Origin of the sequence: Streptomyces alboflavus (genome assembly GCF_000716675.1) — a bacterium.
Lineage (GTDB): Bacteria > Actinomycetota > Actinomycetes > Streptomycetales > Streptomycetaceae > Streptomyces > Streptomyces alboflavus.
In genome coordinates, this window is record NZ_JNXT01000017.1 from 121,475 (window position 1) to 144,448 (window position 22,974).

The following is a 22,974-nucleotide window of genomic DNA, read 5'->3' on the forward strand; positions in this document are numbered from 1 at the left end:
ACCATGCCCCTGGGGCACGGTTCCACCCTGGAAACCACCGGAACAACCCGGAAGATTCCACCCAATACGTCCTCGGGACGTGGAAAGAGGAGGCGGTCATCATGCCGATGAAGGAAGGCGAGGTCTACACCTGCCCCTGCGACGCATGCGACTGCACGATCAAGGTCTTGGTGTCGGCCCCGGCAACCTGCTCCGGAACGGCCCCGACCTGCTGTTGCGGCAAGGTGATGGTCAAGAAGGCGGAGGGCTGAGCCTGCCGTTGTGAGGAGCGCCAGTAAACCGACCGGACGCGCCAAGGCTGGCCCCGGGCGAGTGCCTGGCGCTCCGACGCTCCGGCTTCGGGTGCGTTCAGCAATCGGTGCGGGCACTGTCAGCGAGAATCCGCTCGACGATGGGGCGTGCGACGTCGAAGGCTTCGGCGACGGGCAGGACCTCGGCGTCCGGGTGCTCGGCGAGCCAGTTCTTGGCAGCGTCGGCGCTGGTGAAGAAGTGGACCTGGTTGCAGAAGGAGGCGCGGACCGAGGTCGGCGCGTCGGGGGTGACGAGCGAGACGACGGCGGTGGCGGGTTCCACGTCGGTCGGCCCGTCGGGGGTCGCGGTGAGACGGACCGGCTCTCCTGTGGCGCGGCACGGCGAGGTGACGCGGGCGGGGTGACCGAGGACCGCGGGGAAGGCCAGGGTGTCCAGGGCACACCAGGTGTAGAAGGTGTGGCCGCGCGTCTCGTAGCGGTGCGGGGTGGGGTTGAAGGTGAGGCCGTAGCCGATGATCCGGCCCTGAGCGTCGTACTCCGTGTCGGGCATGGCGGCCAGCGCGGCGCGGATCTCTTCGGCGGGGCGGCCGGTCTGGGTGGCGAGTTGCTCGACGGTGACCGGCTCGCCGGAGGACAGCAGCGTCTGGAGTGGGCGGACCAACCACATCCGCAGGCCGGGGGCGTTACTCAGCGCTTCGGTGAAGCGGGTGGCGAACTTCTGGGTGTCGGTGTCCATGGCGGTTCCTTCCCTTCCCTGTGTGTGGATGGGTTCGATGCCGCCGACCGTAAGGTCTGCCCCCGGGGTGAGAGTCAACACCGCTGGCCGCATCCGCGTGGGTCACCTGCCCAGCGCAGGTCGCCCTCGGCCAAGTCGGCACGGTGCTCGTTCTCGAACTCCTCGATTCGCTCCAGGATCTGCTGCTGAGCGGCGATGCGCTGCCGCAGCCGCTCGCGGGAACGGTGCAGTAGCTCCGCCAGGCGCATGCCGGCCGGCTGCCCGTTGTCGCCGTCCGCCCAGGCGGCGGTCAGTTCGCGGATCTCGGCCACGGTCAAGCCGAGCCCGCGCAGTTCGCCGATGAAGCGTACGCACCACAGGGCGTCGGTGGCGTACAGCCGGTAGTTCGCGGCGCTGCGGCCGAGGGTGTAGATCAGTCCGAGGTCGGTGTACGCGCGCAGGGCCTTGACCGGAACGCCGGTGCGGCGGGACAGCTCCCCGATGGTCATGGCGTGCCGACGCCGCGCGGGCCCGCTGGACTCCATGAGTGCCTCCCTTCCGCCGTCGACTGCTCAGCCGGCGCAGCAGGAGAGCCTGGCGATGTCGCTGGTGAAGGTCTGGGCGGCGAGTTTGAGAGCTTCGGCCATGGTCAGGTACGGGGTCCAGGTGTGGGCGAGCTGGTCGACGGTCATCCCCCCGCTGATCGCGTAGGTGACGGCAGTGATGATCTCCCCGGCGCCGTCGGCGATCACATGGACGCCGAGCACACGCCCGGTGTCGGCGTCGGTGACGAGCTTGACCAGACCGCGGGTGTCACGGTTGGCCAGCGCACGCGGCACATACTCGAGCTGCAGGGTGCGGCAGTCGCATCGGATCCCGGCGTCGGCCGCCTCGGCGTCGGTCATGCCGACGGCGGCGATGGCCGGGCTGGTGAAGGTGACCCGGGGCAGCGCGGCGTAGTCCAGAGTGCGCTCCGTGCCCGCGAGGGCGTTGTCGGCAGCCAAGGTGCCCTGGGCAGCGGCGACGTACACGAACTGCGGGCCTCCGGCGACATCGCCCGCGGCCCAGATCCGCTCGTTGCCGGTGCGCAGGTTGCCGTCGACGAGAACCTCGCCGCGCGTCCCGGTCTTGACCCCCACCATGTCGAGGTTCATTCCCGCGGTGACCGGGCGGCGGCCGGTGGCGATCAGCAGCTGCTCGGCCCGCAGCTCGATCTTCTCGTCACCGCGGTCAGCGGTGAGGGTGTAGCCGTGCGCGTCACGCCGGACGGCGGCGAGGGCCGTGCCGGTGTGTACGGCGATGCCCTCGCCGGTGAACACCTCCTCGATCACCTGTGAGACTTCCGGCTCCTCGAACGGGGCCAGCTGGTCCAGCGCCTCGACGACGGTGACGCGGCTGCCGAGGCGGGCGAACAGCTGGGCCTGCTCCAGGCCGACCGCGTTCCCACCCACCACGACCATCGACTCCGGCAGCGCGTCGAGCTCCATAGCGGTCGTCGACGTCAGGTACCCCGCCTCCTCCAGGCCGTCGACGGGCGGGGCCCACGGAGTCGACCCAGTCGCGATCAGGTAGTGGGCGGCCTCGATGCGGCGGGAGCCACCGTCGTTCAGCTCGATGTCAAGGACCGGGGTCTCGACGGTTCCGGCGAAGGTGGCCGTGCCGCGCACGATGTCCCAGCCGTAGTCGTCCGCGAGGCTGGTGTACTTCTCCGCGCGCAGCCGCTCGACCAGGGCATCCTTGCCGCCGATCAGCCCTGCGAAGTCGACCGGGATCTCGGCCTGGGCCAGGCCGGGGAAGCGGCCTGCAACGGCAGCGCCGTGGCGGGCTTTGGCGGCGGCGAGCAGGGCCTTGGATGGCACGCAGCCGACGTTGACGCAGGTGCCGCCGATCGTTCCGCGCTCGATCACCACCACTCGCCTGCCCATGTTCCGGGCGGCGATGGCCGCGGCGAACGCCGCAGAGCCGGAGCCAATGATGGCCAGATCCAAGCCAAAGCGATCTGTCGTAGTCACGATGACACCTCCACACCGGTAGCCCCGGAAGCCCAGGCCCCCCGACTCTGGATCTATTTGCCTTGCCGAATAGCTCGATGCCGCCATACTATTCGGGTAGGCGAATAGTTCAAGTGGTGGAGGTCGGACCTATGCCCCAGCGCCGCGCGGCGGACGCGCAAGCCATCACGGTGGACACCTGCTCGCACACGGACACGGTCGCCACGTTCTTCCGTGCGCTGTCCGACCCCACGCGGCTGCGGCTCCTGGAATTCATCCTCGGCGGCGAGCGCACCGCTGCCGAGTGCGTCGCTCACGTCGGGATCTCCCAACCGCGGGTCTCCGTACACCTGTCCTGCCTGGCCGACTGCGGCTATGTCACCGCTCGCCGCGACGGCCGCAGACTCCGCTACACCGTCGGCGACCCGCGCGTCGCCGACCTGGTCGTACTCGCCCGCGCCTTGGCCGCGGACAACGCCATCGCACTGAACTGCTGCCCCCGCATCGACCGACCTCGCCCCGAACCAGGTGAGTGACGATGCCTACACCCAGGAGACCGTCCCACGGGAGCGGAACCGCGGCCGCCGTCGGGGCCGCGTTGGTGATGGTCGTCTGCTGCGTCGGACCCGCCCTATTGGCCGGCGGCGCGCTCGGCGCCCTCGGCGGAGTGCTGCGCAGCCCGTGGCTGATCGCGGTGGGCACCCTTGTGGTGGCCACCGCGATCATCCTGGTCGTGCGCCGCGGCCGCGCCGACCGCGCACACTGCTGTAGGCCGCCGCTCAACCCTCCAGGCCAGGAGCAGCAGGCAGATCCAGATCCGTCCGGGCGTAGTGATTGAAGTAGTTCGTGAACAGGTTCACCGCGACATGCGCGAACGCCTCGGTCAGCTCAGTGTCCGACCACCCCTCATGCAACGCCCGCCGCCACGTCGCATCGTCCACCTCGCCGACCTCGGCGGCGATCTGCCGTACGACCGAAACAAGCGCCGCCAGCTTCGCGTCGAAGTCAACCTCGCCCCGGCGGATCGCGACCGTCTGCTCCTGGCTCAGGCCGGCCGCCTTCGCCGACAGGGTGTGTGCGGACTGGCAGTACGCGCAGTGGTCGATCGCCCCCACCGCCAGGGCAATTGCCTCCCTCGTACGGGCGTCGAAGGTGCCGTACTCGGCAATCGCACCGCTCATCCCCGCATAGGCAGCCAGCACCACTGGCGAATGGCCCATCTCCGCATGGATGTTGAGCAGCTTCCCGAACCGCTTCTCCAGCTGCCGCAGCGTCTCGCGGCTCGCCTCCGGAGCACTTCCGACCGTGTGGACCGGGATCCTGGACATCGCTGTCTCCCCTTCGTCAGACGAGCGCCCCGCTTGGGGCATGGAAGGGGAACCCGGCACTACCCCGGTCTCCTTCCGCTCCGCCGGCCCCGGATGGAAGCCCCGCGCCTGCCCACCGGGTTCCTCTGTCACAAGCGTCGAGAGAAGGTGAGCCGGTCATGATGCGCGCGATCTGGAACGGAACGGTCATTGCGGAGACCCCTCGAACCAAGCGGGTGGAGGGCAACCACTACTTTCCGCCCGAGTCCCTCAAACGCGAGTACTTCACGGAGAGCCCGACCAAGTCGTTGTGCTTCTGGAAGGGCGTTGGCCGCTATTACACGCTGACCGTCAACGGCGACGTCAACCCTGATGCGGCTTGGTACTACCCCCACCCCAGCCCGCTCGCCCGCCGCATCAAGAACCATGTCGCCTTCTGGAACGGCGTGACCGTCGAAGGCACCCGCGAGGCAGCGTCGAGGGCGCGGCGATGACGGCGCAGACGAAGCGGAGCCTGGTCTCGCCCACCTCAGACCTTTGATCAGGACTCGGTGTAGCGGGCCAGGAATGAACGCTCGGAATCCGAGAGGCGGCGGGGCCGACCGGTGTCGAGGTTATAGGCGGCGATGGCCGTCGTGCCCTCGGCGTACAGTCGGTCGGCGTCTCGGATCTGGTACGCGAGCTCGAAGGACACCGCCCGGCTCTGCGTAACCCAGACGTGCACATCGACTGGGTCTTCGCGGTAGTGCAGAGGGGCTCGGTATTCGACACTGGCGCGGCTCACGACGAACGCGTGCTGGCGGCGGCCCGCTTCGTCCGCAGGCAGAACCTCCTGGAACATCCTCGTGCGCGCCTCCTCCATGAACCGGAGGAACAAGGCGTTGTTGACGTGCCCGTACGCGTCGGCGTCAGCCCAGCGCAGCGGGCAGGGGTAGGTGTACCTGTGCACGAGAGGGTTCTTTCTGCGGGAGGGGTGGGGCCGCGGTAGGCGTGGCGGTGGCCACACCTACCGCGTCGGTTCTGGCGCGTTGCCGCTGCCGGCGCGGCTCCAGAGCCGGTACGGGATCTAGGCGGCCTCGCCGTGCCAGCTCGGCGGATCGCTGTCGGGCCGAGGCAGCTCAGCCTGGATTTCGCGGAGCACGCGCTGCTCCACGTCGCGTTCGTCGAGAAGCTGCTCGATGCGCGTCGCCGCCGCCGATGGCTCGGCAGGCAGTCCCAGGCGTACGAGCTGCTTCATCTCAACAAGCCGCTCACCTGACAATTCCTCACGCGGGACCCGCGCTATCACCGTCGTGGGCGCCACCTCGGTGACGCCCCACAGCCCGGAGCTTTCTTCGACAGCCCAGAACACGCTCCTCTTGGAAGGCGAGAGCGTCAGTTGAGCGTCGGGGCCCATGAGGCGGCTGAGGGCAGGCAGGGGGGTAGCGCCCTCTCCCGCTTGCGCCGCGGCCTGCGCCGGGCTACTGACCATGCGGCGGGCTGTGCGTGCATCGTCGGCACGGAGGCGTTCTGCCTCGGCGATGCGGTCCTGCGCCCGGCCCCGCTCGTGTGCCGAGTTGTGTGTCTCGTCGGCCCAGGCGTCGCGCACACCGCCCAGGGCGTCGCGCTGGGCGTCGGGTTCCACCTCGGCTCCGGCCTCGACCCACGTCATGACGACGAACCGGCAGTCGGGCATGATTGCGGGGTACGCGACGTGGCTGACGATCTCGATCGTCCTGTAGTCGAGCGTCGGCACGGTGGCGAGGAAGACGTGGCCGTCCCTGTGCTCGACGAGGTCTTCGTCCGACTCCCAGATGCGGCGGACTTCCGGGTTCTTCTTGACGTCCTCGATGAGTTCCTTGAGATCAGCGTCCTCGCCGTGCGTGGACTCAGCGAAGCGCAGCATCCTCACGAAGACCGTGGCGTGCTTGTGCCAGTCGTGGTAGGTGGCCCGCCCCTCGGCGGTAGTGAGCGCCCACCTGATCAGGTTGGCCCGCGGCTCCATCACCCAGGGCCACGTTTCAGCCATCGCCTGGTTGTAGGCGAGGATGTTCCAGTTTCTGTCGCTGAGGTAGGTGGGGCTGGGCATCTGCTGGTCGATGAGCAGGCGCAGCGCGGGCCCCACCTCGGGCTGCCCCTCCGCCGGCGCGGCGCGCAGGTAGGTGCCGACGTTGTGAAGCAGCAGCGCGTGACGCTCCTCGGAGTCGAGCTGCAGCAACTCGGCGAGGGCGTGGCACTGTTCCTGTGTGAAGCGCGGCGTGGCACCGGATTCGACGCCGCGGTACTTGCGCTCACTGACCCCCAGGGCTCGGGCGGCTGCCAGCTGTTTGATCCCCGCGGCCTTCCGCCACCGCTTGAGCATCGCGCCGAAGCCCATGAACTGGCCGGCGGGCGCATGCTCTGCGGGCACGAGCTGTGTCTCCGCAGCACGGGCCGCCCCCTGGTCGCCACGCCGCGCTGCTCTCGTACTTGTACTGGAGGTCTCCTCGTCCGCAGCGCCGTTGCTGTCGGGATGGCCAGGCTCGTTCGCGACCATCAGATCCTCCCTCTTCTCTCGGACCGGGGACTCCTGTTTTCGGGCACGAAAAAGGAGGGTCAGCGCGCTCGCTGGCCCCCGCCCTGCCCTTTCCCCACCACGACCATACGCAATATTCAGGCGATCTTGACCATGTGTGGCATCAACCACACACCACCGGGAATGCATTGTTCACACCTGAACGGAATTCGAGAACGCGGGGAGACGATCGCTACCGAATCGGGCATCTCGACAGACAGCCCAAGATCACTCCGTGAAACCGGCAAAAGTTTGCCGGTTTTCGTTCCCTACGTTTCAGGCCGGTCTAGACCAGATCGCTGAATTCGTTCCAGGCGCCTTCGGATCACCTCATTCCGCTTACTCCGCAAGCGACTTACGGCTCCGTAGGCGACCAGGCGAGTGCGTGCCACCTGCATCATCTATGCATGCAAATCGGGCAAAAGATCGCCGTTGACGCCCCTCGTGCGGCTTGGCTTAAATCCTTCTGACCAGCCGGTTCAACACGTTGTGTCATGAGGCGCAGGGGGTCGCAGTGCAGATCATCTCCGGGATGCTCGGGACGATCCGACGGCTGCCTGCGTCACGGCCCGCGGCCTCGACCCGCAGGCGCCGGTGTCGACGCCCTCCGTCGGCGACTTGTACCGCCGCCTTTAGCTAAGTCTGGACCTTGTGACGGCACCCGCATATGTTCGTCGTCCCTCGCCGGGCCTCCCGCTCGGCGTCTGACGCCAGAAGGAGCGGCATGCGGTTCACGCGAGCCAGCCGGACCGGGTAGCCCGCAAAACAGCGGCGGCGCCCGAGAAGTGCAACTCCCAGACGCCGACCGCCAAATGGAACTCCCGCCCGTGCAAGGGCCGGAGATTTACCCACCTTCACCGCGCCGGGCCAATTCCCAAACACGCCCCGGAGCGGCTTCTACTTCAGAGGAGAGTGTTGCATGCGCGCTGCCCTGCGCAAAAGGCCGGTCCGCCCGGCCAGCGCGGCAGGCTGCCCCCTGTCCACCGCCCGTGACCGCGTGCCGGTCGAGCGGGGCCCGCTCCGGCATCGCGTCGGAGGTGGGGCCTGATGGCACGCATCCGCACGATCAAACCCGAGGCGTTCGAGTCGGAGGACCTGGCCTCGGTCAGCCTCACTGCGGAGCGGACCTTCTTCGGGCTCCTGACCCAGGCCGACGACTCCGGCCGGCACCGCGACCACCCCGCCATCATCGCCGGACGGCTGTGGGCCCTGCGTCCGGAGCACACTGCCACCCACGTCGCCCGCGACCTGGACGAGCTGGCCTCGGCCGGGCTGGTGTGCCGCTACACCGGGTGCGACGGGCGGACCTGGCTGCACATCGTCACCTGGGACCAGCACCAGAAGATCAACAAGGCGACCGCTTCCCGCCTGCCGCGCTGCCCCAGCCACCAGGCCCGGCAGCACTGCGGCAAGTGCCAGGACGCGGCCTGCCCCAGCACGCGGCGCGAGGCGTCGCCCTCGGCGGCGCTGTCTCCTCCCGGAGAACTCCCGGAGGACTCCCGGAGTCCGCAGGGAGGGCTCCCCAGGCCCGTCACCCACGCCACCGGCACCCCGGAGCGTGCTCTGGAGCCCGAGACGGCCACGGTCGGCGCCCCCACGGACACCGACTCGACGTCTGCGGGTAAAACCGCAGGTCAGACGGCACTACCGGAGGACTCCCGGAGGACTACGGGAGGACTACGGGAGGAGTCACGCCCTGGATCTAGGATCTTGGATCCTGGATCTTTCCTTACGGGGCGCGAGGCGCCCGCGCCCGACGCCTCCTCGGCGAAGGCATCGGCCAAGCAGCTGGTGGGCGAGTACGTACGAGGCTGCAACCGGCGCCCGCCGGCGGACTTCCTCGGGCATCTGGGCCGGAAGATCAGCGCCCTGCTCGACGAGCGGTTCGAGGCCGACGACATCCGCGCCGCCCTCGACAAGCTGCGGGCCAAGGGCCTCAATCCCAGCGTGCTGCCGAGCCTGGTGAACGAGGTCGTCAACGCGACGCCACAGTCGGCTGCCGCGCTGTCGTCCGCCTCCGGCGCGGGGCCCTGGGCCAGCACCGGAAGTTCCTACACGCCGTATCTCAACCCCACCGCCGAGCCGACGACGTTTGGAGGCGGCCTGTGACCCGCGCCCGCTACGCCGACCCGCAGCCCGCGATCTCCGAGCGGCTGCGTGCCCGGCTGGAGGCCAAGCTCGCCGAGCGCGGCCTGGATCTGGACCGTCCGCTGCCGGACACCCCGGAGCCGATCCCGGCCCTGGAAGCTGCCCAGGCGCGCATCCCGGTCGACTACCGCTCCGCGCTGCCCGAGCACCCGGACGTCGCCGCGTGGGTGAGCGCCATCGCCGACAACGCCGTGGCGCCGAACGCCGAGGGCGTCAACCCGCACTACGGCACCGCCGGGCGCAGGGAGATCACCCACGGGCCCAGCCTGCTGCTGTGGGGCTCCACCGGCGCCGGCAAGACGCACCAGGCGTTCGGCGCGATCCGCGCCCTGACCGCTGCCGGATGCGGGGTGCACTGGCACGCAACCACCGCCGCCGATCTGTACGCCGAGCTGCGTCCGCGCGCCGGGGTGGACCCCGAGCACATGCTGCGGCGGATCATGCGGATCCCGCTGCTGCTGCTCGACGACCTCGGCGCGGCCAAGCCGAGCGAGTGGACCGAGGAGATCACCTTCCGGCTGATCAACTGGCGCTGCCAGAACCGGCTGCCGACGATCTTCACCAGCAACATGCCGCCCGTACGCACCGACCGGATGCCCGCGCGCCAGGCGGTGCTGCGCGACAAGGTCGGCGACCGCGTGCTCTCCCGCCTGTCCGGCATGTGCACCGCCGTCGAGTTCACCGGGCCAGACCGCCGCTTCCAGCGCCGCTGACCTGCCCCTGCGCCACCGATCCCACCGTGCGGCCCTGCCCGCCGCGCCCTGCCCCGCCTCGCCGCACACCGCCGCACCGCGGTGCTGCCCTGCCGCCTTCCTGCGAGGCGACCTCGGAGACTCCCTTGCGCTACAAGACCACCAACGACTCGCCCGCACCGGACCTGCGGGGAACCGGCGACCACAGCTGGCACCCCCGGGGCTCCTGCTACGGCATGGACCCGGCCCGCGCCGACAAGCTCTTCTTCCACACCGTGCGTGACCGCCGGGCCATCGCCGAGGCGAAGCGGATGTGCGCCACCTGCCCGGTGAAGAAGGACTGCTTCACCTACGCGATCGACCACCAGGTCATCTTCGGCATCTGGGGCGGCCTGACCGACAAGGAGCGCCAGTCCTGGCTGAAGAAGCGCGGCGAGCGTCTGGACTACGACCGCGTACGCGCCACCCTCCAGGGCCGCGATGTGCCTCTGAGCACCGCGGAGCGCAGCACGGTCATCCACCAGCTGTGCCTGCGCGGCTGGAGCCCGGAACGCGTGGCCCACCGGCTGAACGCCGATCTCGACTGGATCCGCGACCTGATGCGCGAGGCCGCACGCGTCATCGAGGCGCGCGACCTCTACTGGGATCTCGTGGAGGAACCCGACGGCACCCTCCGCGAGCGTCGCCCGGACGAGCTTCGCCCGGACGAGGACGGTGCACCGGAAGGCCGCGAGCTGCAGACCCACGCCCTGATCGCCTCCCTCGGAAAGGCTGCATGACCACCCCACCGCTTCAGAGCCTGGGACCACTTCGCCATCGAGACCACCTGGCCCACGAGGTGCCACCGGTGAGCATCACCACGACCCACCGCAACTTGATCATCGGCGGTGCTGCCCTGGTCGCCGCAGTCGCCATGGCAGCCTCCGCCGACACCCTCGCCGCCCTCGGCCGCGCTGTGGGCTGGGGATACGTGCTCTCCTGGGCCCTTCCCGTCAGCGTCGACGTTTTGGCCTTGGTCGCCGGCCTTGCCTGGATCGCTGCGGGTACCGGCCGCAGCCTCGGCCGCGTCCTGACCCTCCTCACCGTCGCCGTCTCTGTCCTGCTCAACGCCTTGGGCCACCTCGTATCGACCGGGCACCTCACCGCCAGCCCGTACCTGGTGATCGGCGTCTCGGCCGTGCCTCCACTCGCCGCAGCACTCGCCGTGCACCTCGGTGCCACCGTCACCACCGACCGCACCGCGCCCTCGACGGACCACGACCGAGTGGACCACGGCGACGAACGAGCGAACCAGACCGGTCCTAAGAATGCGGGCCAGGACGCCGGGGCAGACCAGCTGCCGGACCACGAGCACGGGCGGACCGCGGACCAACCGCCCTCCCCTGCCCGCGCCGACGACGAGCACGGACCCGCCCAGGAGCATGGTCCGGTGAGCGCGGACCAGGGCGCCCCGGCGGACCAGATGCCGGACCGCGAGCACCCGCAGACCGCAGACCACGACACGCGGACCACGGACCAACCAGCCGACTCCGCCCCTGCGGACCGCGGGCGGACCACGTACGCGGACCGGCCGATGGGTCTGGTCCGATGAGCGCGGACCAGGACGCCCCGGCGGACCAGATGCCGGACCGCGAGCACCCGCAGACCGCAGACCACGACACGCGGACCACGGACCAACCAGCCGACTCCGCCCCTGCGGACCGAAGCGAAGGTCGAGGTCGCCCGCAAAGCCGCCCTCGAAGAAGGCCGGATGACCCGCCGGGCCATTCGACCGCACCTGCGCAACGCCAACATCACCGTCAGCAACGAGCTGTTCAGCGACCTCCAGGCCGCCCTGTACGCGGACCCGACGCTCGCCCACCTGCCCCGAGACACGAGGAGAGCCCGATGAAGACCTGCGAGCGCTTCGAGCGCATCAAGAGCGGCTACGAGCGGGACTTCACCTACCTGCGCAACCACTCCCAGCGCAGCGCGGGAACGAAGGCGGCGAAGACGAGCGCGACCAACGCCCTCGCCGTGAAGTCCCGCATGGCCAAAGCCCTCGGCCGGCACTTCAACAGCTGCCCGATATGCGGATGATCAGGCGATAACCGCAGGTCAAACGCCCTATCCCTCGACGCGGTGGCCCGGCCCGGTGCCGGCCACCGCCCCGGCCCTGGAGGACCCGCCATCCGCTCCCGCCACTCCCGTACGTCGATCCCGACCGCAGCCGAAGCGAGTGCCTGGGCGGAAGTCCTGGTCCGCCGCCGTCTCCTGCACGCCGCCGTCCTGGCCCCGAGCGGGCAGTGGCTGGTGCAGAGCACGCCCGAGGCGCCCGTGCGCGTTCTGGACGGGCGCGTCGCCATGGTCGATCTCGCCGCCCAGATCCAGCACCACACCCGCACCACGAGGAACCGCACCCGATGACACACTCGAACAACACGCCGCCCCACTCCCCCAACGAGTCGGTGCCCAACTCCCTTTCGCGGGGAGCAAGTTGTAGGTTCGGACACTCCCCCGCGGGGGGAGTGTCCGAACCAGTCCCCGCCCCAGGGGTGGCGGGGCCCGACCAGCGCCAGGAGGCGCAGGTCGGGAGGGCTGCGACCGAGGGCGGATCGCAGCCAGGGCCCGCCCGTTCCGGGCGGTCCAAGGGGAAGTCACGCCCGCGCGACAAGAAGCAGCGCCGCGCCCACAGCGTCCGCCTCAACGAAACCGAGCACGCTCTCATCCAAAGGGGTGCAGACGCCGTCGGCATGAGCACGGCGGGCTTCCTCGCGTACTCCGGCCTGGCCATGTCCCGCGATCAGTCGCGCACCGCCGTGGCCATTGCCACCGAACGCGATGTGCTCACTGAGCTGTTCGCCGCGCGCCGGCAGCTCGGCTGGGCCGGCAGCAACCTCAACCAAGTCGCCAAGGCCCTCAACTCTGGTGGCGAGGTTCCTCACCTGGCGGCGGTCATCGCAGACATTCAGCGGGCGGCCAGGTCGGTGCAGGTTGCCGCTGACCGGGTCGCCAACCGGCAAGCAGGTGAGGCGGCTTGATCCCCAAGGTGCACAAGCAAGGCAGCGACACCCACGGGCTGCTCAAGTACCTCTACGGCAAGGGCACGCGCGAGGAGCACATCGACCCGCACCTGGTCGCCTCCTTCGACGGCATGGCTCCCGACCCCGGCCGTGACCCGGGCGCGACGAAGCGAGACCTCCAGCAGCTCCTCGACCAGCCCTTGCAGCTCCTCAACCCCGACCAGCGCCCCGAGAAGCACGTGTGGCATCTGTCCGTACGCAACGCCGTCGAGGACCGCATCCTGTCCGATGAGGAGTGGGGGCAGATCGCGCGCCGCATGGTGGCCGCGACCGGCATCGATCCCGGCGACGGGGCGGGCTGCCGCTGGGCGGCCGTCCGGCACGCCGATGACCACATCCACATCATCGCGACCCTCGTACGCGAGGACGGCCGCCGTCCCGATCACCATTTCTCCGGCAAACGCGCCCAGGCTGAGGCCCGGCTCCTTGAGGTCGAATACGACTTGCAGCGGGTCAATCCTGGGGACGGCACCGCCGCGAAGAGGCCCACCAGCGCCGAGCGCCACAAGGCCGAACGCCAAGGCCGTGAGCAGACCGCTCGCGAGGAGCTGCGCGAGACCGTCCGCCGGGCCGTGGCCGGCGCCACTAGCGATGAGGAGTTCTTCGACCGGCTGGCCGCCGCCGGGCTGCTCGTCCGCAAGCGCCTCGCGCCCTCCGGTGACCTGCTCGGCTACAAGGTCGCGCTGGCTGACGACCACAACAGGGACGGTGAGCCAGTGTTCTATCCCGGCTCCAAACTCGCCCCCGACCTCTCCCTGCCCCGTATCCGCGAACGCTGGTTGGCCGCCCAGCACGACGTCGCCGCCGGGCCGGACGATCGCGCCAGCGCGCCGAGCGGTCCGGCACGGGCACGGCGCCGTGCGGCAGCCGCTGCCTGGCAGGCAATCCTGATCATCGACCACGGCGACGACCGTCAGGCCGCAGCCCACATCGCGGCGGCCGGCGAGGTCCTCGACGCCCTCACCAAAACCTCCGCCGCCCACACCCGCAAGCAACTCAGTGAAGCGGCACGGGCTTTCGAGCGCGCCTCACGCTCCCACGTACGAGCCGAGCGCGGGCACGACCGCGCCCTGCGCCAGGCCGCCCGCGACCTCATCTACGGCGGACCTGCCCAGGGCCGAGGCGAGGACGGCGCCACCACCGCCATGGTGATCGACATGGTCGCCTTCCTGGTCATCGCCGCAGCTCACTGGCACGGCAAGAAGAACCACGCCCAGCAGGCCGCTGCCGCCCGCCAGGCCGCCGAACACCTGCGCGCCGCCTACCAGTCCGCCGCCCAGCATCCGATGGCCGTGCTGCGCCACCGTGGCCGCCGTCTCTCCCAACCGCTCCAGCGCCGCCAGGCGGCCCACCTTCGCCAGGCGGTGCCGGAGCTGGCCGAGCAGATCCTCGCCGAGCCCGGCTGGCACGCGCTCGCCGCCACCCTCGCCGACGCCGAAGCCGCCGGCCATGAGCCCGCCGCCCTGCTCGCCGAGGCCGTCGCCCGCCGCGAACTCGACACCGCCGAGTCGGTCAGCGATGTCCTGGTCTGGCGGCTGCGCCGCCTGGCCGACCTGCCCGCCGACGCCTCCGCCATGCCCGAGGTCGGCACGACCACGCCGCAGAGCGCCGGGCGGCCGAAGCGGCCCTCCACCGGGCGCAACAACCGGCCCAGGAAGGCGAGATGATTCCTGAATCCGCAAGTTGCAGCAGGTCAGGGGCTTGGGGCACTCTCCGTGTGGCCGATGAACGACGAAGAGGGGGACGAATGTTTCGACGACGCGCGGACCGCGAGTTCCGTGACGCCCAGCTCGCCGGCCAGGCGATGCTGCAGATGCACGCGACCTGGCAGGCGCCCGACTTCGCCAGCCCGGCCGCCGAGCCGGCGCCGCCCGCCCAGGGCATCGGGGAGGTGCCCGACTTCCCGCCGCCGGACCTTCGTGTGCCCTCCCGCCACGAGGTCGAGGGCCTGATGATGCGCTGGGAGCAGCCGCTCGTCATCGACGGCGAGGTACGCGAGTGCCCGCAGTGCGGCGCGTACCGGGACTGGATCGTCTTCAGCATGCGCGACGACACGATCTGGCTGCGCTGCCGCGCCGGCCACAACACCGCCGAGCCGCGCCTGGACCCGGCCTGGTACAACCGCAACTCCGGTCCGGTGGACCACTTCCACCCCACGCTGGACGACGGCCTGCGCCATCTGGGCCACTGACCCCGCAACCCCTCCCCCGCCGGCAGCGGATCGCGTGTCGGCCCAAGTCAGACCTTCCGCGCCGTACATCAAAAGGGGTTCCGCATGCGTCGCCACACCACGACCGCTCTCGTCCTGACCACCCTCGCCCCACTCGCCCTCACAGGCTGCTCCGACGACAGCCACGGCTCCTCGGGGACTTCGCCTGCGGCGGCCTCCTCGTCCCGCGGTGGAAGCTACGCCGCCGGGGCCACGCCGCTGTCCTCGGCCGCGTTGAGCAAGCGGCTCCTGACGGAGCAGGACCTGGGCGAGGGCTACGTACGCAAGGCGGAGCGCGCCCAGCACAATGACGACGTCACGGTGATCGGCTGCCCCGCGCTGGCCAAGCTCGGCGGGGACGCGGCGACCGGCGGAAGCCTCGACTTCCCGCGCAAGGCGAAGGCCGCGTTCACGTACGGCGCTGGTGGCACCTCCGAGGTGAGCGAGGAGCTCTACAGCGACACCGCGCCCAAGCTGTCCGACGGCGTCGGCCACATCTTCAACGCGATGGCCTCCTGCCCGAAGTACCAGGTCGTCTCGGGCAGCACCGCCATCGACATGACCACCCAGGCCACCACCGCTCCCCAGCTCGGCGAGGAGCAGTGGAGCCAGCTGCTCACCTACTCCGCCGGCGGACAGCGCAGCGTCGTCAAGCAGACGGCGATCCGCACCGGCACCGTGGTGGTCATCGTCGCCGGTTCCCCGGCCCTCGTCGATGCCCACCTGGACAAGGCGCTCGCCAAGATCCAGTCCCGCTAAGCCCCGCCTCCGAGGACGGTGCCCCGGCCGCTGCCCAGCAGCGACCGGGGCACCGCCGTATCGCCATCTGCCGCTAGCAACGCACGCACCCCACGAGGTGGTTCACGGTCTCTTCTCCATCGGTCACGTCGTACAGCACCACCACGCGGGTGGGGATCGGCTGCTCCGGCGGGCGCAGAGGGTCCGCCTCCAGCAAACCGAGCACGCGCTCCGGAAGCGCCCGGAGTACCGGCTCGCGGACCTCTCCGTCCGTCGCATCACCGAGCCAGGACCCGACGCTGACCTCGGGCGTCCCTCCGCAGGCGTGACTCGGGGAAGCGAAATCGCCACGGTCGACGCTCTGCAGCGTCGCCCATCCGGAGCGCTCCATGCCCTCGGCCCGACGCTGGATGGCCTTCAGCATGCCGGTGCCACGAGGGCCTCGCGCACCGGACTTGCCCTTCAGATCGCACAGCACCTGATTCCACGGCGCAGACATCTCCCTGAGCTGCACATGGGAAATCCAGCGACTGACGCCGAGAGCCTGGCCGAAGAGTTGCGCCTGAACGTGGTGGGCTGAGAGGAGCGAGCAGCCGTAGTGCGAAAGGTCAGGGGCCGTATGCCCGCACAGCATCTGCGCCGCGTCCTTTCGGATCGCCCACGCCTCGTGGTTGTACAGGAGATACACCGGAATGCATCCAGCCACCAGCGCGTCGTGAATGAGCAGGTCGCACTGGAACGCGTCACGCTCCTTCAACCAGTAGCGGAACCCGTATTGCCCTTCTTTGGACTCCCTCTTGGCCTGGATCCGAAACCCCAGTCCGTGAGACCGGTTGTGAATCCACAGTTCCCAGTCCGCCCCGTTGAAACTCTCCTGCTCCTTGTTGAACTGGATGACTTTGACGCGACTGCCCATGGCCTGACGCAGATGACGGACATGGACGTCCGTGAAGGTCTCTTCGCCGGGCGGCGGAGAATGTGGTCCGTAGCCGTCACCGAGCCAGTGGTAGGTGTCGGAAGCCATCCATTTCAGAAGGCCGCACAGCGACGGACGCGATCCGGGCCAGACGGTCTGCTCACGAGGGTCAGGACGGAGCGACATGATCATGGGCTCATCAGATCACCGCTTCCCTCGGGTTCCAAGGGCCAATATCACTGCGCGTACGACAAAAGCCCGGCGGGCCAAGGGCCTGCCGGGCTACGGGGTGGGTCAACGCCTGCTCTGACGCTTACAGTTCACGCGTCGGCCTTGCCGGTCCGGGGCGCTCCACGGCGACCAGGCGCTCACGGCGCAGGCGGACCTCGCAGAGGCGGTCCTCGCCGGTGAGGTAGACAAGCAGTTCGGTGGGCCCGGCGGTGCCGCGGCCGAGGACCTCCGCCACATGGTGGCGCTGGGCGCACCCGGAGAGGGTGTAGGCGTCGCCGGGTTCCAGCGCGGCGGCCGTGTCGTCGAGCACGTCCCGTGTCCGGTCCTGCCAGCCTGCCGTCTCCTCCCGCAAGCGGGGCAGGGTCTGGATCTGTCGCAGCACCTCGGTCTCCTCCCAACGGTGTCGGCAGGGCGCGCACGACTGGGCCCCGGGGTTGGGACGATCCAGCGGCTGTCCGCAGTACGCCGTGCCGGTGGCCGCGTCGCGGTGATGGCCGGTGACGAGGTTGCCGCGGCCCTTGGGGGCCCACAGCAGAGCGTCGTCGACATGGCACGGCTCTGCGTCGGGCAGCGCCAGCTGGCCGACGGTGTTGTGGAAGCGGTCAAGAGCGGCGTGGAGCCCGGTGCAGTTGGCGCACACGCGTCGCGCGGTGGACGACCGGTCATCCAGCGACTTGCCGCAGTAGCCGAGCAGGTGCCCGGGGATCGGCCGGTGCGCGGCGGCGCTCTTGCCCGCGCCTGCGGCAGGGCGGAAGTCCGGCTCGCCGCCGGGGTGCGGCGCCGTGGTGAGGATGAGCCAGGCGCGCGTACAGCTCTGGCACAGGGTGTGCGCCGTGTTCTCGCCGATGGGCTGAAGGTCGGGCGAGTGCGTGGCGCACACGGTCAGCGGCTGGGCGCCATTGAGCAGGGCGCCGTAGTGGGCGGTGCCGTTCGTACGGCCGATGGCGAGCCGGATCAGCGGCAGGGACAAGGGACCTCCGTGAGGTAGGCGGCGGGGACAGGGCGGTCAGGCGCGTACGGCGCACAAGCCCACTGGTGAAGAGGTGGTGAGGGCACAGTCGTCCTCACAGGGATGACCCGCGCGGGCCTGGGTGGTGTGGGCCCGTTCGTGACAGCTGATGCACCAGGCGGGCACGGGGGCGAGGTCGCGGTTGCGGGCGAGGAAGCCGACGGAGCCGCAGCGCTCGCAGCACTGCGCGCCGGAAGCAGGGAGCGGGCTCGCGAAGGACACCTCTTCCGAAGGCTGAGGCACGAACGCGGCACGCGAACGACGCGGCGCCGTTCGCGTGCCGGGCTCCGAGTCAGCCGCGGTGGACGATGGTGAGGCGCTTCTCCGCGCTCTGCGGCAGCCGGTGGCGTGCCACCGGGACCGGGGAGGCAAGCGAGGAAGCGAATGCGGCGACCAGCTCGTTGGGGACACTCGGGCTGAAGTTCGCGCACCACAGGTAGGGGGCGCCGAACGTGGGCTCGGCCCATGCCTGCCAGCCCATCAGGTCCTCCCGCAGGTCGGCGTCGGCGATCAGGTCCGGCAGCATCTCGAGCGAGACGTGCGAGGCGAAGCCCGGGTCCGTGGCGGCGGTGCGGGGGCGGTCCACGTCACGGATCCAGCCCTGCGCGCTCAGCGCCGTGACCACCGCCTCGGGCTCCTCGAAGCCGGAATCGGGCACCGTGCTGGCGTCGAGCGCGACGAGGAAGTCGTGCAGTGCCTCGTGCGGAACGCCGGTGGTGAAGTAGGCGTTCCACTGCACCAGGGCGCTGGCGGCGTCCGGGCGGGCGGAGATCTGCAAGGCCACCCGCAGGCCGCCGAGCGTGAACGGGCTGCTGGCCAGGATCCATTCGGCGCCGCGCAGCTCGTCCGGGCTCACATACAGCAGGGTGTCGCGGGCGGTCGGCCACATGCGCCAGCCAAGACCGGTCAGGGTGTCGCCGATCCGTTCGGCGAGGGCGTCGTCGTCGCCGGCCAGATGGCGCGGGGTGACCCAGTGCACCGGGTCCGGCGAGGCGGCGGGGTAGGAGGAGTCAGAGGGATGGTGCGGGTGCAGGGGCGCCTCCGTGGGCTCGGGGGTGGTTCACTGCCCGCCGCTGGGGCGGGTGCCGCGCCGGCGGCGCGGCGGGGCCTCGGTCGGTTCGTGCCAGGTCAGCGCGACCGCGACGTCAGGTTGCAGGGGGCCGAACTGCTCGGCCTCCTCCGGCTCGGTGAGGAACAGCACGGGACGGCCCTCTTCGTCGCGGGCACTGGTAACGGGGCCTGCACGGTGGGCCATCGGGAAGTCGGGGTTGATGGCGAGCTGCACGACGGCGGCGCGGTCGCAGGCCGCCAGCTGGTCGAGCAAGTCGCCGACGGTCGGCTCGGGCTGTGTGTCGAGCGGCTCGGTGCCCTTGGCTTCGGCGATGAACACCACCGGCCGGTCGGCGTCGTCACGGGTGGGGACCACGCCGCCCAGGCGGCGGGCCGTGCGGGCGAAGGGGTTGATCCACAAACGGACCACCACGTCGCGGTCGCTGGCGGACAGGCTCTCCAGCAGGTCGCCGACGGTCAGCTCCGGGGCCAAGGTGTTCTCCTTGTAGTAACGGGCGCCCCACCAGGGGCCGAGGGCAGGGTACGTGCCGTACGTGAGCGGCAGATACGAGCCGCGCGGTGGCAGTGGGCTCACAGCGGCCGGGAGGTGGCCAGCACGCGCTGGACCGTAGCCGCGACGATCTCCGCCGGCGTTTCGGTGTCGAAGCAGATCCGGTAGCCGGGGACCTTGGCGGTACCGGTGACCGCCAGCGTCCAGCCGTCGCCGTCGGTGCCGGGGCGCCCCAGAGGGAACCATCCGAGGTAGAAGCGGCCGTCCTTGCTGCTGACGTGGACATCGGCCCGGTCGTCCACGACGAGGTTGAAGAACTCCGCCTTGAACAGGTCGGTGACCATCGTCGGCTGGCCGGGGCCCAGCTGCCACGAGCGCAGCCGCAGCGCCTCGGTAGTGGTGGAGAATCCGGGTGTGGACGCGTCCACGGTCACGGGCATCACCTCTCTGACCTGGGGTTTCGGGGAAGGTCGTCTACGTTGACATGCCCCTGGCGGCTTCCACCAGTCCTTTCGCGATCTTTCCTGTCTGCCCCCGGCGAACTGCCGAAACCGACTGCCGCAGGCACCGGGCAGACGGTCGAGCCTTCGCCTATGCGCGTGTTGCCGCCGACCAGGCGGCCCCGAGTTCCACGAGCCTGCGGCGGAGCTGGCTTCGCTGGTCCTCCAGGACCAGTGAGGTGGGCGACAGGACCAAGACGTTGTCCCGGTACGGGAGGAACCCGAGCTGCTCCCACCCTCTGGCGATCTTGGTTGTGACGCGGTCCCACTCGGCTTCGTTCCGCAGGCTGTCCGCGCTCAGGTCGGAGACTCCGGGCGAGCACGCCACGGCTCGGCATCCGGGCATGAGCCGGAAGATGGCCTCTGCGGCGAGGATCACGCCCAGGCCGTGCCCCCTCCATTCCTCGTGCAGGGTGACGCGGTCCATGACGAGCAGGGCGGAGCCGTTGTACTCCAGTAGCTCGCTGACCTCGTCCGTGTAGTAGCCGGTGGCGGGGTCGAGGAGGACCTGGGCGATCTCGTAGAGGTCCTCCGACTCCTCCTCCATGGCCGCGAACGCGTTGCGCCCGCGGTCAAGGTGCACGCGGAAGAAGGTCATCGAACCGGCCGCGCTGTCACTCACGGTGTGCGCCGGGCAGTGTTCTGCTTCGCACGCGCCGGGCGCCGCCGGGCAACGGCTGCCGTCGTGCACCCGGCGACGGTGGAGGATCTCCACGCTCCACTCTTCCAACGCGTCCGCGTGGGGGGGTGTCACTCAGCATGTCGGCGTAGCCGATGCGCAGGTGCAGCTCGGAGGGGTCGCCGGGGAACGGCAAGGACTCGGTCACCGCGGCAGCCTAATCACACGGAGGGACGAAGCTGTGATCGGTCGAGAGGGTTGCCGCTGGGGGCCGACTCCCGTCACCCCTTTCAGACGACCTTTCCGGCCGCCGCCGACGCCGTAGCCACACTCTGGGCGAACAGCCCCACATGACCATCACACGCGTAGAAGCGGCGGCCGTCGTCGGGGCCGGCGCAGGGCTCGAACCACATCACAGCAGCATCTCGACAAGAGTGGTGGTCGCAGGTGTGGGGGTCGGTGAGCAGTTCCACCAACCCCATCCGCGCGTGAGTCATGGGTGGAGACTATTGCCTGCGCTGGACACGACGAAGCCCCCGGATTCGCGAAGCGAAGTCCGGGGGCCGTATTCGAGGGGCGTGTTGTTAGCTCTCGGTGGAGGTGTCGTTGTCGGAGTCGTCCGTACGGCGTCGGCGTGCGGCCAGGAGTGCGCCTCCGCCGGCGGCCAGGAGGATTCCGGCGCCGCCGAGCAGCCACGGCGTGGCGTCGGCGCCGGTGTGGGCGAGGGAGCCGTCGGGCTCGGGGGCCGTGGTGCTCGATGCGGTCTCGTCGGAGGCCGGGGAGCCGGTCGGCTTCTGTGTCGGCTCCGGCGTGCCGTCGTCACCGGAGCCGCCGGACGTCGGCTTCTCCGTGGGCTTGTCCGTCGGCTTGTCCGTCGGCTTGTCGGTGGGCTTCTCGGTCGGCTTGTCGGTGGGCTTGTCCGTGGGATCGGGGCTCGGCGGGGTGGTGTGGGTCTTGGCATTGGTGACGGTCACGGTGACCGGGTCGCCGGGCTTGGCCTTGAACTCGCGCTGCCCCTTGTAGAGGTCATACCCCGCGGGCGCCTTGGTCTCCTTGACCCAGAAGTCGGTGCCGGTGCGGTTGTTGACGGGGAGCTTGGCGGTGGCGGTGCCCTTGTCGCCGGTGGTCAGGGTAAGGAGGGTCTTGTCGCCGGTGCCGATGTTGACGGTGGCGCCGGGCAGGAGCTTGCCGGTCTTGTCGTCCTTGGCCTTCAGTAGGACGTAGGCGGGCTTGAACGGGTCGATGATGGTGAGCGGGGCGTCGGTGCCGGGGGTGACGATGACGTCCTGGTCCTCGACGACGTCGTGCAGCGGGCTGCCGCTGGAGACTTCCTTGAGCCGGTAGACGCCCGGCGCCAGGTCCTTGAAGGACAGGTGGCCCTCGGCGTCGGTCTTGCCGCTCCCGGCTTCCTTGCCCTTGGCGTCGTAGAGGGTGAAGGACGCGCCGGGCAGGACGTCGCCGCCCGGGTCCTTCTTGAGGATGGCGACGCCTCCGCCTTCGGCGGCATTGCGCGGGGCGGGCGTGGTGGAGGCGGACGGGGTCGGATCCGGGGTCTGGGCGGAGGCGGTTGGGGCCCAGGCCAGGGATCCGGTCACGGTGGCGGCGACGGTGAGGGCCGCGGTCGGCAGAAGGCGGGCGGGTCGGGTGTGCAAGTAGGAACTCTCCAGGTAGAGGGCGGAGTTGCTGGGGCGAGGGGTTGGTCAGCGGGTCCGGTTCGGGCCGGGGAGCGCAGGGGGCACGGGGAGTGGCGAGGAGGCGGGCGTCTGCTGCGCCGGGGTCGTCGCCGCGACGTACAGGTGGCGTCGGGTGTGGAACGGGACGTCCTTCACCGCGCGGCTTACCGGTTCCGTGGAGACCAGGGAGGCGGTGAAGGCGGCGGCCAGCGTGGTGGGCGTGCCGTAGGAGAACCGTGCGCGCCAGTAGGGCTCGCTCGGGTATCCGCCCGAGGCCGACCAGGTGGGTGAGTCGGCGCCGGTGATGGCGTAACGGTGCCGTACGACGCCGAGGGACTCGGGATCACGGAAGAACTGGGTGCCGTCGGTTTTGATCTCGTGGCTCCAGCCGCGGGCGAGGAGCTGCATGTACGCCTCCTGCGGCGGGGTGTTGTCCTCCAGCAGTCGGCCCTGGCCGCTCTGGCGGTCTTCGAGGTAGAGGTCGACCAGTTCGCTGTGGAAGTCGTGCAGCAGCTCAACAGGGGTGGTGGCGTCGAAGGTGACCTGCCAGGCCGCGGGGCCGAACGGGGCGCGATTGTCGGTGACCGTCCACTTCCCCTTGCGCGGGCTGTCGCCATCGGGGGCCAGGCTGGCGACCAGTCGCAGGCAGGGGCTGGTGGCAAGGGCTGCTCCGTCGTCGGCTTGGTGCACGGACCAGTCCTCGGGGAAGGGCCAGACCGTAGTGAGGTCGACGGCTCCGGGGCCGGCCAGGTGGCGGGGCAGGACCTTCACCTGCTGGCCGGGGTCGAGGTTGGTGAAGGGGTCGGTCGACATGGGCGG

29 protein-coding genes are annotated in these 22,974 nt (G+C 70.1%); 14 read left to right on the top strand and 15 right to left on the bottom strand.

The genetic code is table 11. The features are described 5' to 3' along the window. The first annotated feature begins 101 nt into the window (after positions 1 to 101). The gene (locus tag OO63_RS45975) at positions 102 to 251 is read left to right on the top strand and encodes a hypothetical protein (protein ID WP_169786615.1); all 150 of its coding nucleotides are present in this window, start codon (positions 102 to 104) and stop codon (positions 249 to 251) included. Between the two features lie 97 nt (positions 252 to 348). Here the strand turns inward: OO63_RS45975 and merB are convergent, their stop codons facing one another. The 3 genes from merB to merA form a co-directional block, all read right to left on the bottom strand. Next, positions 349 to 987, bottom strand: a complete 639-nt coding sequence (gene merB, locus OO63_RS14990; RefSeq protein WP_030359223.1) for an organomercurial lyase MerB — start codon at positions 985 to 987, stop codon at positions 349 to 351. Between the two features lie 74 nt (positions 988 to 1,061). After that, on the bottom strand, positions 1,062 to 1,511 hold the full coding sequence (locus OO63_RS14995; protein WP_234311214.1) for a MerR family transcriptional regulator: 450 nt from the start codon (positions 1,509 to 1,511) through the stop codon (positions 1,062 to 1,064). Between the two features lie 27 nt (positions 1,512 to 1,538). Further along, positions 1,539 to 2,978, bottom strand: a complete 1,440-nt coding sequence (gene merA / locus OO63_RS15000; protein WP_234311213.1) for a mercury(II) reductase — start codon at positions 2,976 to 2,978, stop codon at positions 1,539 to 1,541. Positions 2,979 to 3,109: 131 nt separating this feature from the next. Here merA and OO63_RS15005 point away from each other — a divergent pair, with 131 nt between their 5' ends. Further along, positions 3,110 to 3,493, top strand: a complete 384-nt coding sequence (locus OO63_RS15005; RefSeq protein WP_051810880.1) for an ArsR/SmtB family transcription factor — start codon at positions 3,110 to 3,112, stop codon at positions 3,491 to 3,493. A gap of 243 nt (positions 3,494 to 3,736) precedes the next feature. Here the strand turns inward: OO63_RS15005 and OO63_RS15010 are convergent, their stop codons facing one another. After that, positions 3,737 to 4,285: a carboxymuconolactone decarboxylase family protein gene (locus OO63_RS15010; RefSeq protein ID WP_030359219.1), complete on the bottom strand. Its 549-nt coding sequence runs from the start codon at positions 4,283 to 4,285 to the stop codon at positions 3,737 to 3,739. A 158-nt stretch (positions 4,286 to 4,443) separates the two neighbouring features. Between OO63_RS15010 and OO63_RS15015 the strand changes: the two genes are divergently transcribed. Further along, on the top strand, positions 4,444 to 4,758 hold the full coding sequence (locus OO63_RS15015) for a DUF427 domain-containing protein (RefSeq protein WP_030359218.1): 315 nt from the start codon (positions 4,444 to 4,446) through the stop codon (positions 4,756 to 4,758). Positions 4,759 to 4,805: 47 nt separating this feature from the next. Here OO63_RS15015 and OO63_RS15020 read toward each other — a convergent pair whose 3' ends face one another. Then, positions 4,806 to 5,213 (bottom strand): acyl-CoA thioesterase, encoded by a 408-nt coding sequence (locus OO63_RS15020; protein WP_030359217.1) that lies wholly within the window; start codon positions 5,211 to 5,213, stop codon positions 4,806 to 4,808. A 117-nt stretch (positions 5,214 to 5,330) separates the two neighbouring features. After that, the gene (locus tag OO63_RS15025) at positions 5,331 to 6,779 is read right to left on the bottom strand and encodes a helix-turn-helix transcriptional regulator (protein WP_078619137.1); all 1,449 of its coding nucleotides are present in this window, start codon (positions 6,777 to 6,779) and stop codon (positions 5,331 to 5,333) included. 1,065 nt (positions 6,780 to 7,844) lie between these two features. Here OO63_RS15025 and OO63_RS46330 point away from each other — a divergent pair. The 11 genes from OO63_RS46330 (at position 7,845) to OO63_RS15075 (ending at position 15,667) form a co-directional block, all read left to right on the top strand. Then, positions 7,845 to 8,906: a hypothetical protein gene (locus tag OO63_RS46330; protein ID WP_051810881.1), complete on the top strand. Its 1,062-nt coding sequence runs from the start codon at positions 7,845 to 7,847 to the stop codon at positions 8,904 to 8,906. Continuing rightward, positions 8,903 to 9,658, top strand: coding sequence for an ATP-binding protein (locus OO63_RS15035; protein ID WP_030359214.1), 756 nt, complete (start codon positions 8,903 to 8,905; stop codon positions 9,656 to 9,658). Before OO63_RS46330 ends, OO63_RS15035 begins: the two co-directional genes overlap by 4 nt. Positions 9,659 to 9,783: 125 nt before the next feature. Further along, the gene (locus OO63_RS15040; protein ID WP_030359213.1) at positions 9,784 to 10,416 is read left to right on the top strand and encodes a WhiB family transcriptional regulator; all 633 of its coding nucleotides are present in this window, start codon (positions 9,784 to 9,786) and stop codon (positions 10,414 to 10,416) included. Positions 10,417 to 10,484: 68 nt separating this feature from the next. Next, positions 10,485 to 11,228 (top strand): DUF2637 domain-containing protein, encoded by a 744-nt coding sequence (locus OO63_RS42220; RefSeq protein WP_051810882.1) that lies wholly within the window; start codon positions 10,485 to 10,487, stop codon positions 11,226 to 11,228. 159 nt (positions 11,229 to 11,387) lie between these two features. Further along, on the top strand, positions 11,388 to 11,528 hold the full coding sequence (locus OO63_RS45405) for a hypothetical protein (RefSeq protein WP_157854003.1): 141 nt from the start codon (positions 11,388 to 11,390) through the stop codon (positions 11,526 to 11,528). Continuing rightward, positions 11,525 to 11,716, top strand: a complete 192-nt coding sequence (locus tag OO63_RS15050) for a hypothetical protein (RefSeq protein ID WP_030359211.1) — start codon at positions 11,525 to 11,527, stop codon at positions 11,714 to 11,716. The genes OO63_RS45405 and OO63_RS15050 overlap by 4 nt, the downstream gene beginning before the upstream one ends. 42 nt (positions 11,717 to 11,758) lie before the next feature. After that, entirely contained in the window at positions 11,759 to 12,043 is a 285-nt protein-coding gene (locus OO63_RS15055) for a hypothetical protein (protein WP_033264145.1), read from the top strand. After that, a complete protein-coding gene (locus OO63_RS47770; protein ID WP_397622176.1) occupies positions 12,040 to 12,657 on the top strand; it encodes a plasmid mobilization protein in 618 nt (205 codons plus the stop codon). Before OO63_RS15055 ends, OO63_RS47770 begins: the two co-directional genes overlap by 4 nt. Next, positions 12,654 to 14,366 carry a relaxase/mobilization nuclease domain-containing protein gene (locus OO63_RS15065; RefSeq protein ID WP_030359208.1) on the top strand — a complete coding sequence of 571 codons (1,713 nt, stop codon included), beginning with the start codon at positions 12,654 to 12,656 and terminating at the stop codon, positions 14,364 to 14,366. The genes OO63_RS47770 and OO63_RS15065 overlap by 4 nt, the downstream gene beginning before the upstream one ends. Before the next feature lie 80 nt (positions 14,367 to 14,446). Next, positions 14,447 to 14,890 carry a hypothetical protein gene (locus OO63_RS15070; protein ID WP_030359207.1) on the top strand — a complete coding sequence of 148 codons (444 nt, stop codon included), beginning with the start codon at positions 14,447 to 14,449 and terminating at the stop codon, positions 14,888 to 14,890. A gap of 84 nt (positions 14,891 to 14,974) precedes the next feature. After that, positions 14,975 to 15,667: a hypothetical protein gene (locus tag OO63_RS15075; protein ID WP_030359206.1), complete on the top strand. Its 693-nt coding sequence runs from the start codon at positions 14,975 to 14,977 to the stop codon at positions 15,665 to 15,667. 73 nt (positions 15,668 to 15,740) lie between these two features. On the opposite strand, the gene OO63_RS15080 is transcribed toward OO63_RS15075, so the two are convergent. The 9 genes from OO63_RS15080 to OO63_RS15120 all read right to left on the bottom strand — a co-directional run bounded on the left by OO63_RS15080 (position 15,741) and on the right by OO63_RS15120 (position 22,968). Then, complete coding sequence (locus OO63_RS15080) at positions 15,741 to 16,754, bottom strand: DUF6615 family protein (RefSeq protein ID WP_157854004.1); 1,014 nt, start codon at positions 16,752 to 16,754, stop codon at positions 15,741 to 15,743. 121 nt (positions 16,755 to 16,875) lie between these two features. Beyond that, the gene (locus OO63_RS15085) at positions 16,876 to 17,763 is read right to left on the bottom strand and encodes a hypothetical protein (protein WP_030359204.1); all 888 of its coding nucleotides are present in this window, start codon (positions 17,761 to 17,763) and stop codon (positions 16,876 to 16,878) included. Positions 17,764 to 18,094: 331 nt separating this feature from the next. Then, positions 18,095 to 18,781 (bottom strand): SPDY domain-containing protein, encoded by a 687-nt coding sequence (locus OO63_RS15090; protein ID WP_031192239.1) that lies wholly within the window; start codon positions 18,779 to 18,781, stop codon positions 18,095 to 18,097. Positions 18,782 to 18,862: 81 nt separating this feature from the next. Next, positions 18,863 to 19,447, bottom strand: coding sequence for a hypothetical protein (locus tag OO63_RS47580; protein ID WP_346009326.1), 585 nt, complete (start codon positions 19,445 to 19,447; stop codon positions 18,863 to 18,865). Then, positions 19,444 to 19,803, bottom strand: a complete 360-nt coding sequence (locus OO63_RS15100; RefSeq protein ID WP_397622177.1) for an SPDY domain-containing protein — start codon at positions 19,801 to 19,803, stop codon at positions 19,444 to 19,446. The genes OO63_RS47580 and OO63_RS15100 overlap by 4 nt, the downstream gene beginning before the upstream one ends. 151 nt (positions 19,804 to 19,954) lie before the next feature. Then, positions 19,955 to 20,485, bottom strand: coding sequence for a hypothetical protein (locus tag OO63_RS42225; protein WP_157854005.1), 531 nt, complete (start codon positions 20,483 to 20,485; stop codon positions 19,955 to 19,957). A gap of 287 nt (positions 20,486 to 20,772) precedes the next feature. Continuing rightward, positions 20,773 to 20,979: a hypothetical protein gene (locus OO63_RS15110; RefSeq protein ID WP_157854006.1), complete on the bottom strand. Its 207-nt coding sequence runs from the start codon at positions 20,977 to 20,979 to the stop codon at positions 20,773 to 20,775. 87 nt (positions 20,980 to 21,066) lie between these two features. Further along, on the bottom strand, positions 21,067 to 22,134 hold the full coding sequence (locus tag OO63_RS15115; RefSeq protein ID WP_030359199.1) for an MSCRAMM family protein: 1,068 nt from the start codon (positions 22,132 to 22,134) through the stop codon (positions 21,067 to 21,069). Positions 22,135 to 22,182: 48 nt separating this feature from the next. Continuing rightward, a complete protein-coding gene (locus OO63_RS15120) occupies positions 22,183 to 22,968 on the bottom strand; it encodes an SPDY domain-containing protein (protein WP_030359198.1) in 786 nt (261 codons plus the stop codon). Positions 22,969 to 22,974: the final 6 nt, after the last annotated feature.

Bases quoted from the DNA above. Each gene is read 5' to 3' on its own strand.
- OO63_RS47770 (WP_397622176.1), top strand. From the start codon at position 12,040: ATGACACACTCGAACAACACGCCGCCCCACTCCCCCAACGAGTCGGTG.
- OO63_RS46330 (WP_051810881.1), top strand. From the start codon at position 7,845: ATGGCACGCATCCGCACGATCAAACCCGAGGCGTTCGAGTCGGAGGAC.
- OO63_RS15005 (WP_051810880.1), top strand. From the start codon at position 3,110: ATGCCCCAGCGCCGCGCGGCGGACGCGCAAGCCATCACGGTGGACACC.
- OO63_RS45975 (WP_169786615.1), top strand. From the start codon at position 102: ATGCCGATGAAGGAAGGCGAGGTCTACACCTGCCCCTGCGACGCATGC.
- OO63_RS15110 (WP_157854006.1), bottom strand. From the start codon at position 20,979: ATGACTCACGCGCGGATGGGGTTGGTGGAACTGCTCACCGACCCCCAC.
- OO63_RS15070 (WP_030359207.1), top strand. From the start codon at position 14,447: ATGTTTCGACGACGCGCGGACCGCGAGTTCCGTGACGCCCAGCTCGCC.
- OO63_RS15050 (WP_030359211.1), top strand. From the start codon at position 11,525: ATGAAGACCTGCGAGCGCTTCGAGCGCATCAAGAGCGGCTACGAGCGG.
- OO63_RS14995 (WP_234311214.1), bottom strand. From the start codon at position 1,511: ATGGAGTCCAGCGGGCCCGCGCGGCGTCGGCACGCCATGACCATCGGG.
- OO63_RS15075 (WP_030359206.1), top strand. From the start codon at position 14,975: ATGCGTCGCCACACCACGACCGCTCTCGTCCTGACCACCCTCGCCCCA.
- OO63_RS15025 (WP_078619137.1), bottom strand. From the start codon at position 6,779: ATGGTCGCGAACGAGCCTGGCCATCCCGACAGCAACGGCGCTGCGGAC.
- OO63_RS15015 (WP_030359218.1), top strand. From the start codon at position 4,444: ATGATGCGCGCGATCTGGAACGGAACGGTCATTGCGGAGACCCCTCGA.
- OO63_RS45405 (WP_157854003.1), top strand. From the start codon at position 11,388: ATGACCCGCCGGGCCATTCGACCGCACCTGCGCAACGCCAACATCACC.
- OO63_RS15100 (WP_397622177.1), bottom strand. From the start codon at position 19,803: ATGCCCGTGACCGTGGACGCGTCCACACCCGGATTCTCCACCACTACC.
- OO63_RS15010 (WP_030359219.1), bottom strand. From the start codon at position 4,285: ATGTCCAGGATCCCGGTCCACACGGTCGGAAGTGCTCCGGAGGCGAGC.
- OO63_RS15120 (WP_030359198.1), bottom strand. From the start codon at position 22,968: ATGTCGACCGACCCCTTCACCAACCTCGACCCCGGCCAGCAGGTGAAG.
- OO63_RS15080 (WP_157854004.1), bottom strand. From the start codon at position 16,754: ATGATCATGTCGCTCCGTCCTGACCCTCGTGAGCAGACCGTCTGGCCC.
- merB (WP_030359223.1), bottom strand. From the start codon at position 987: ATGGACACCGACACCCAGAAGTTCGCCACCCGCTTCACCGAAGCGCTG.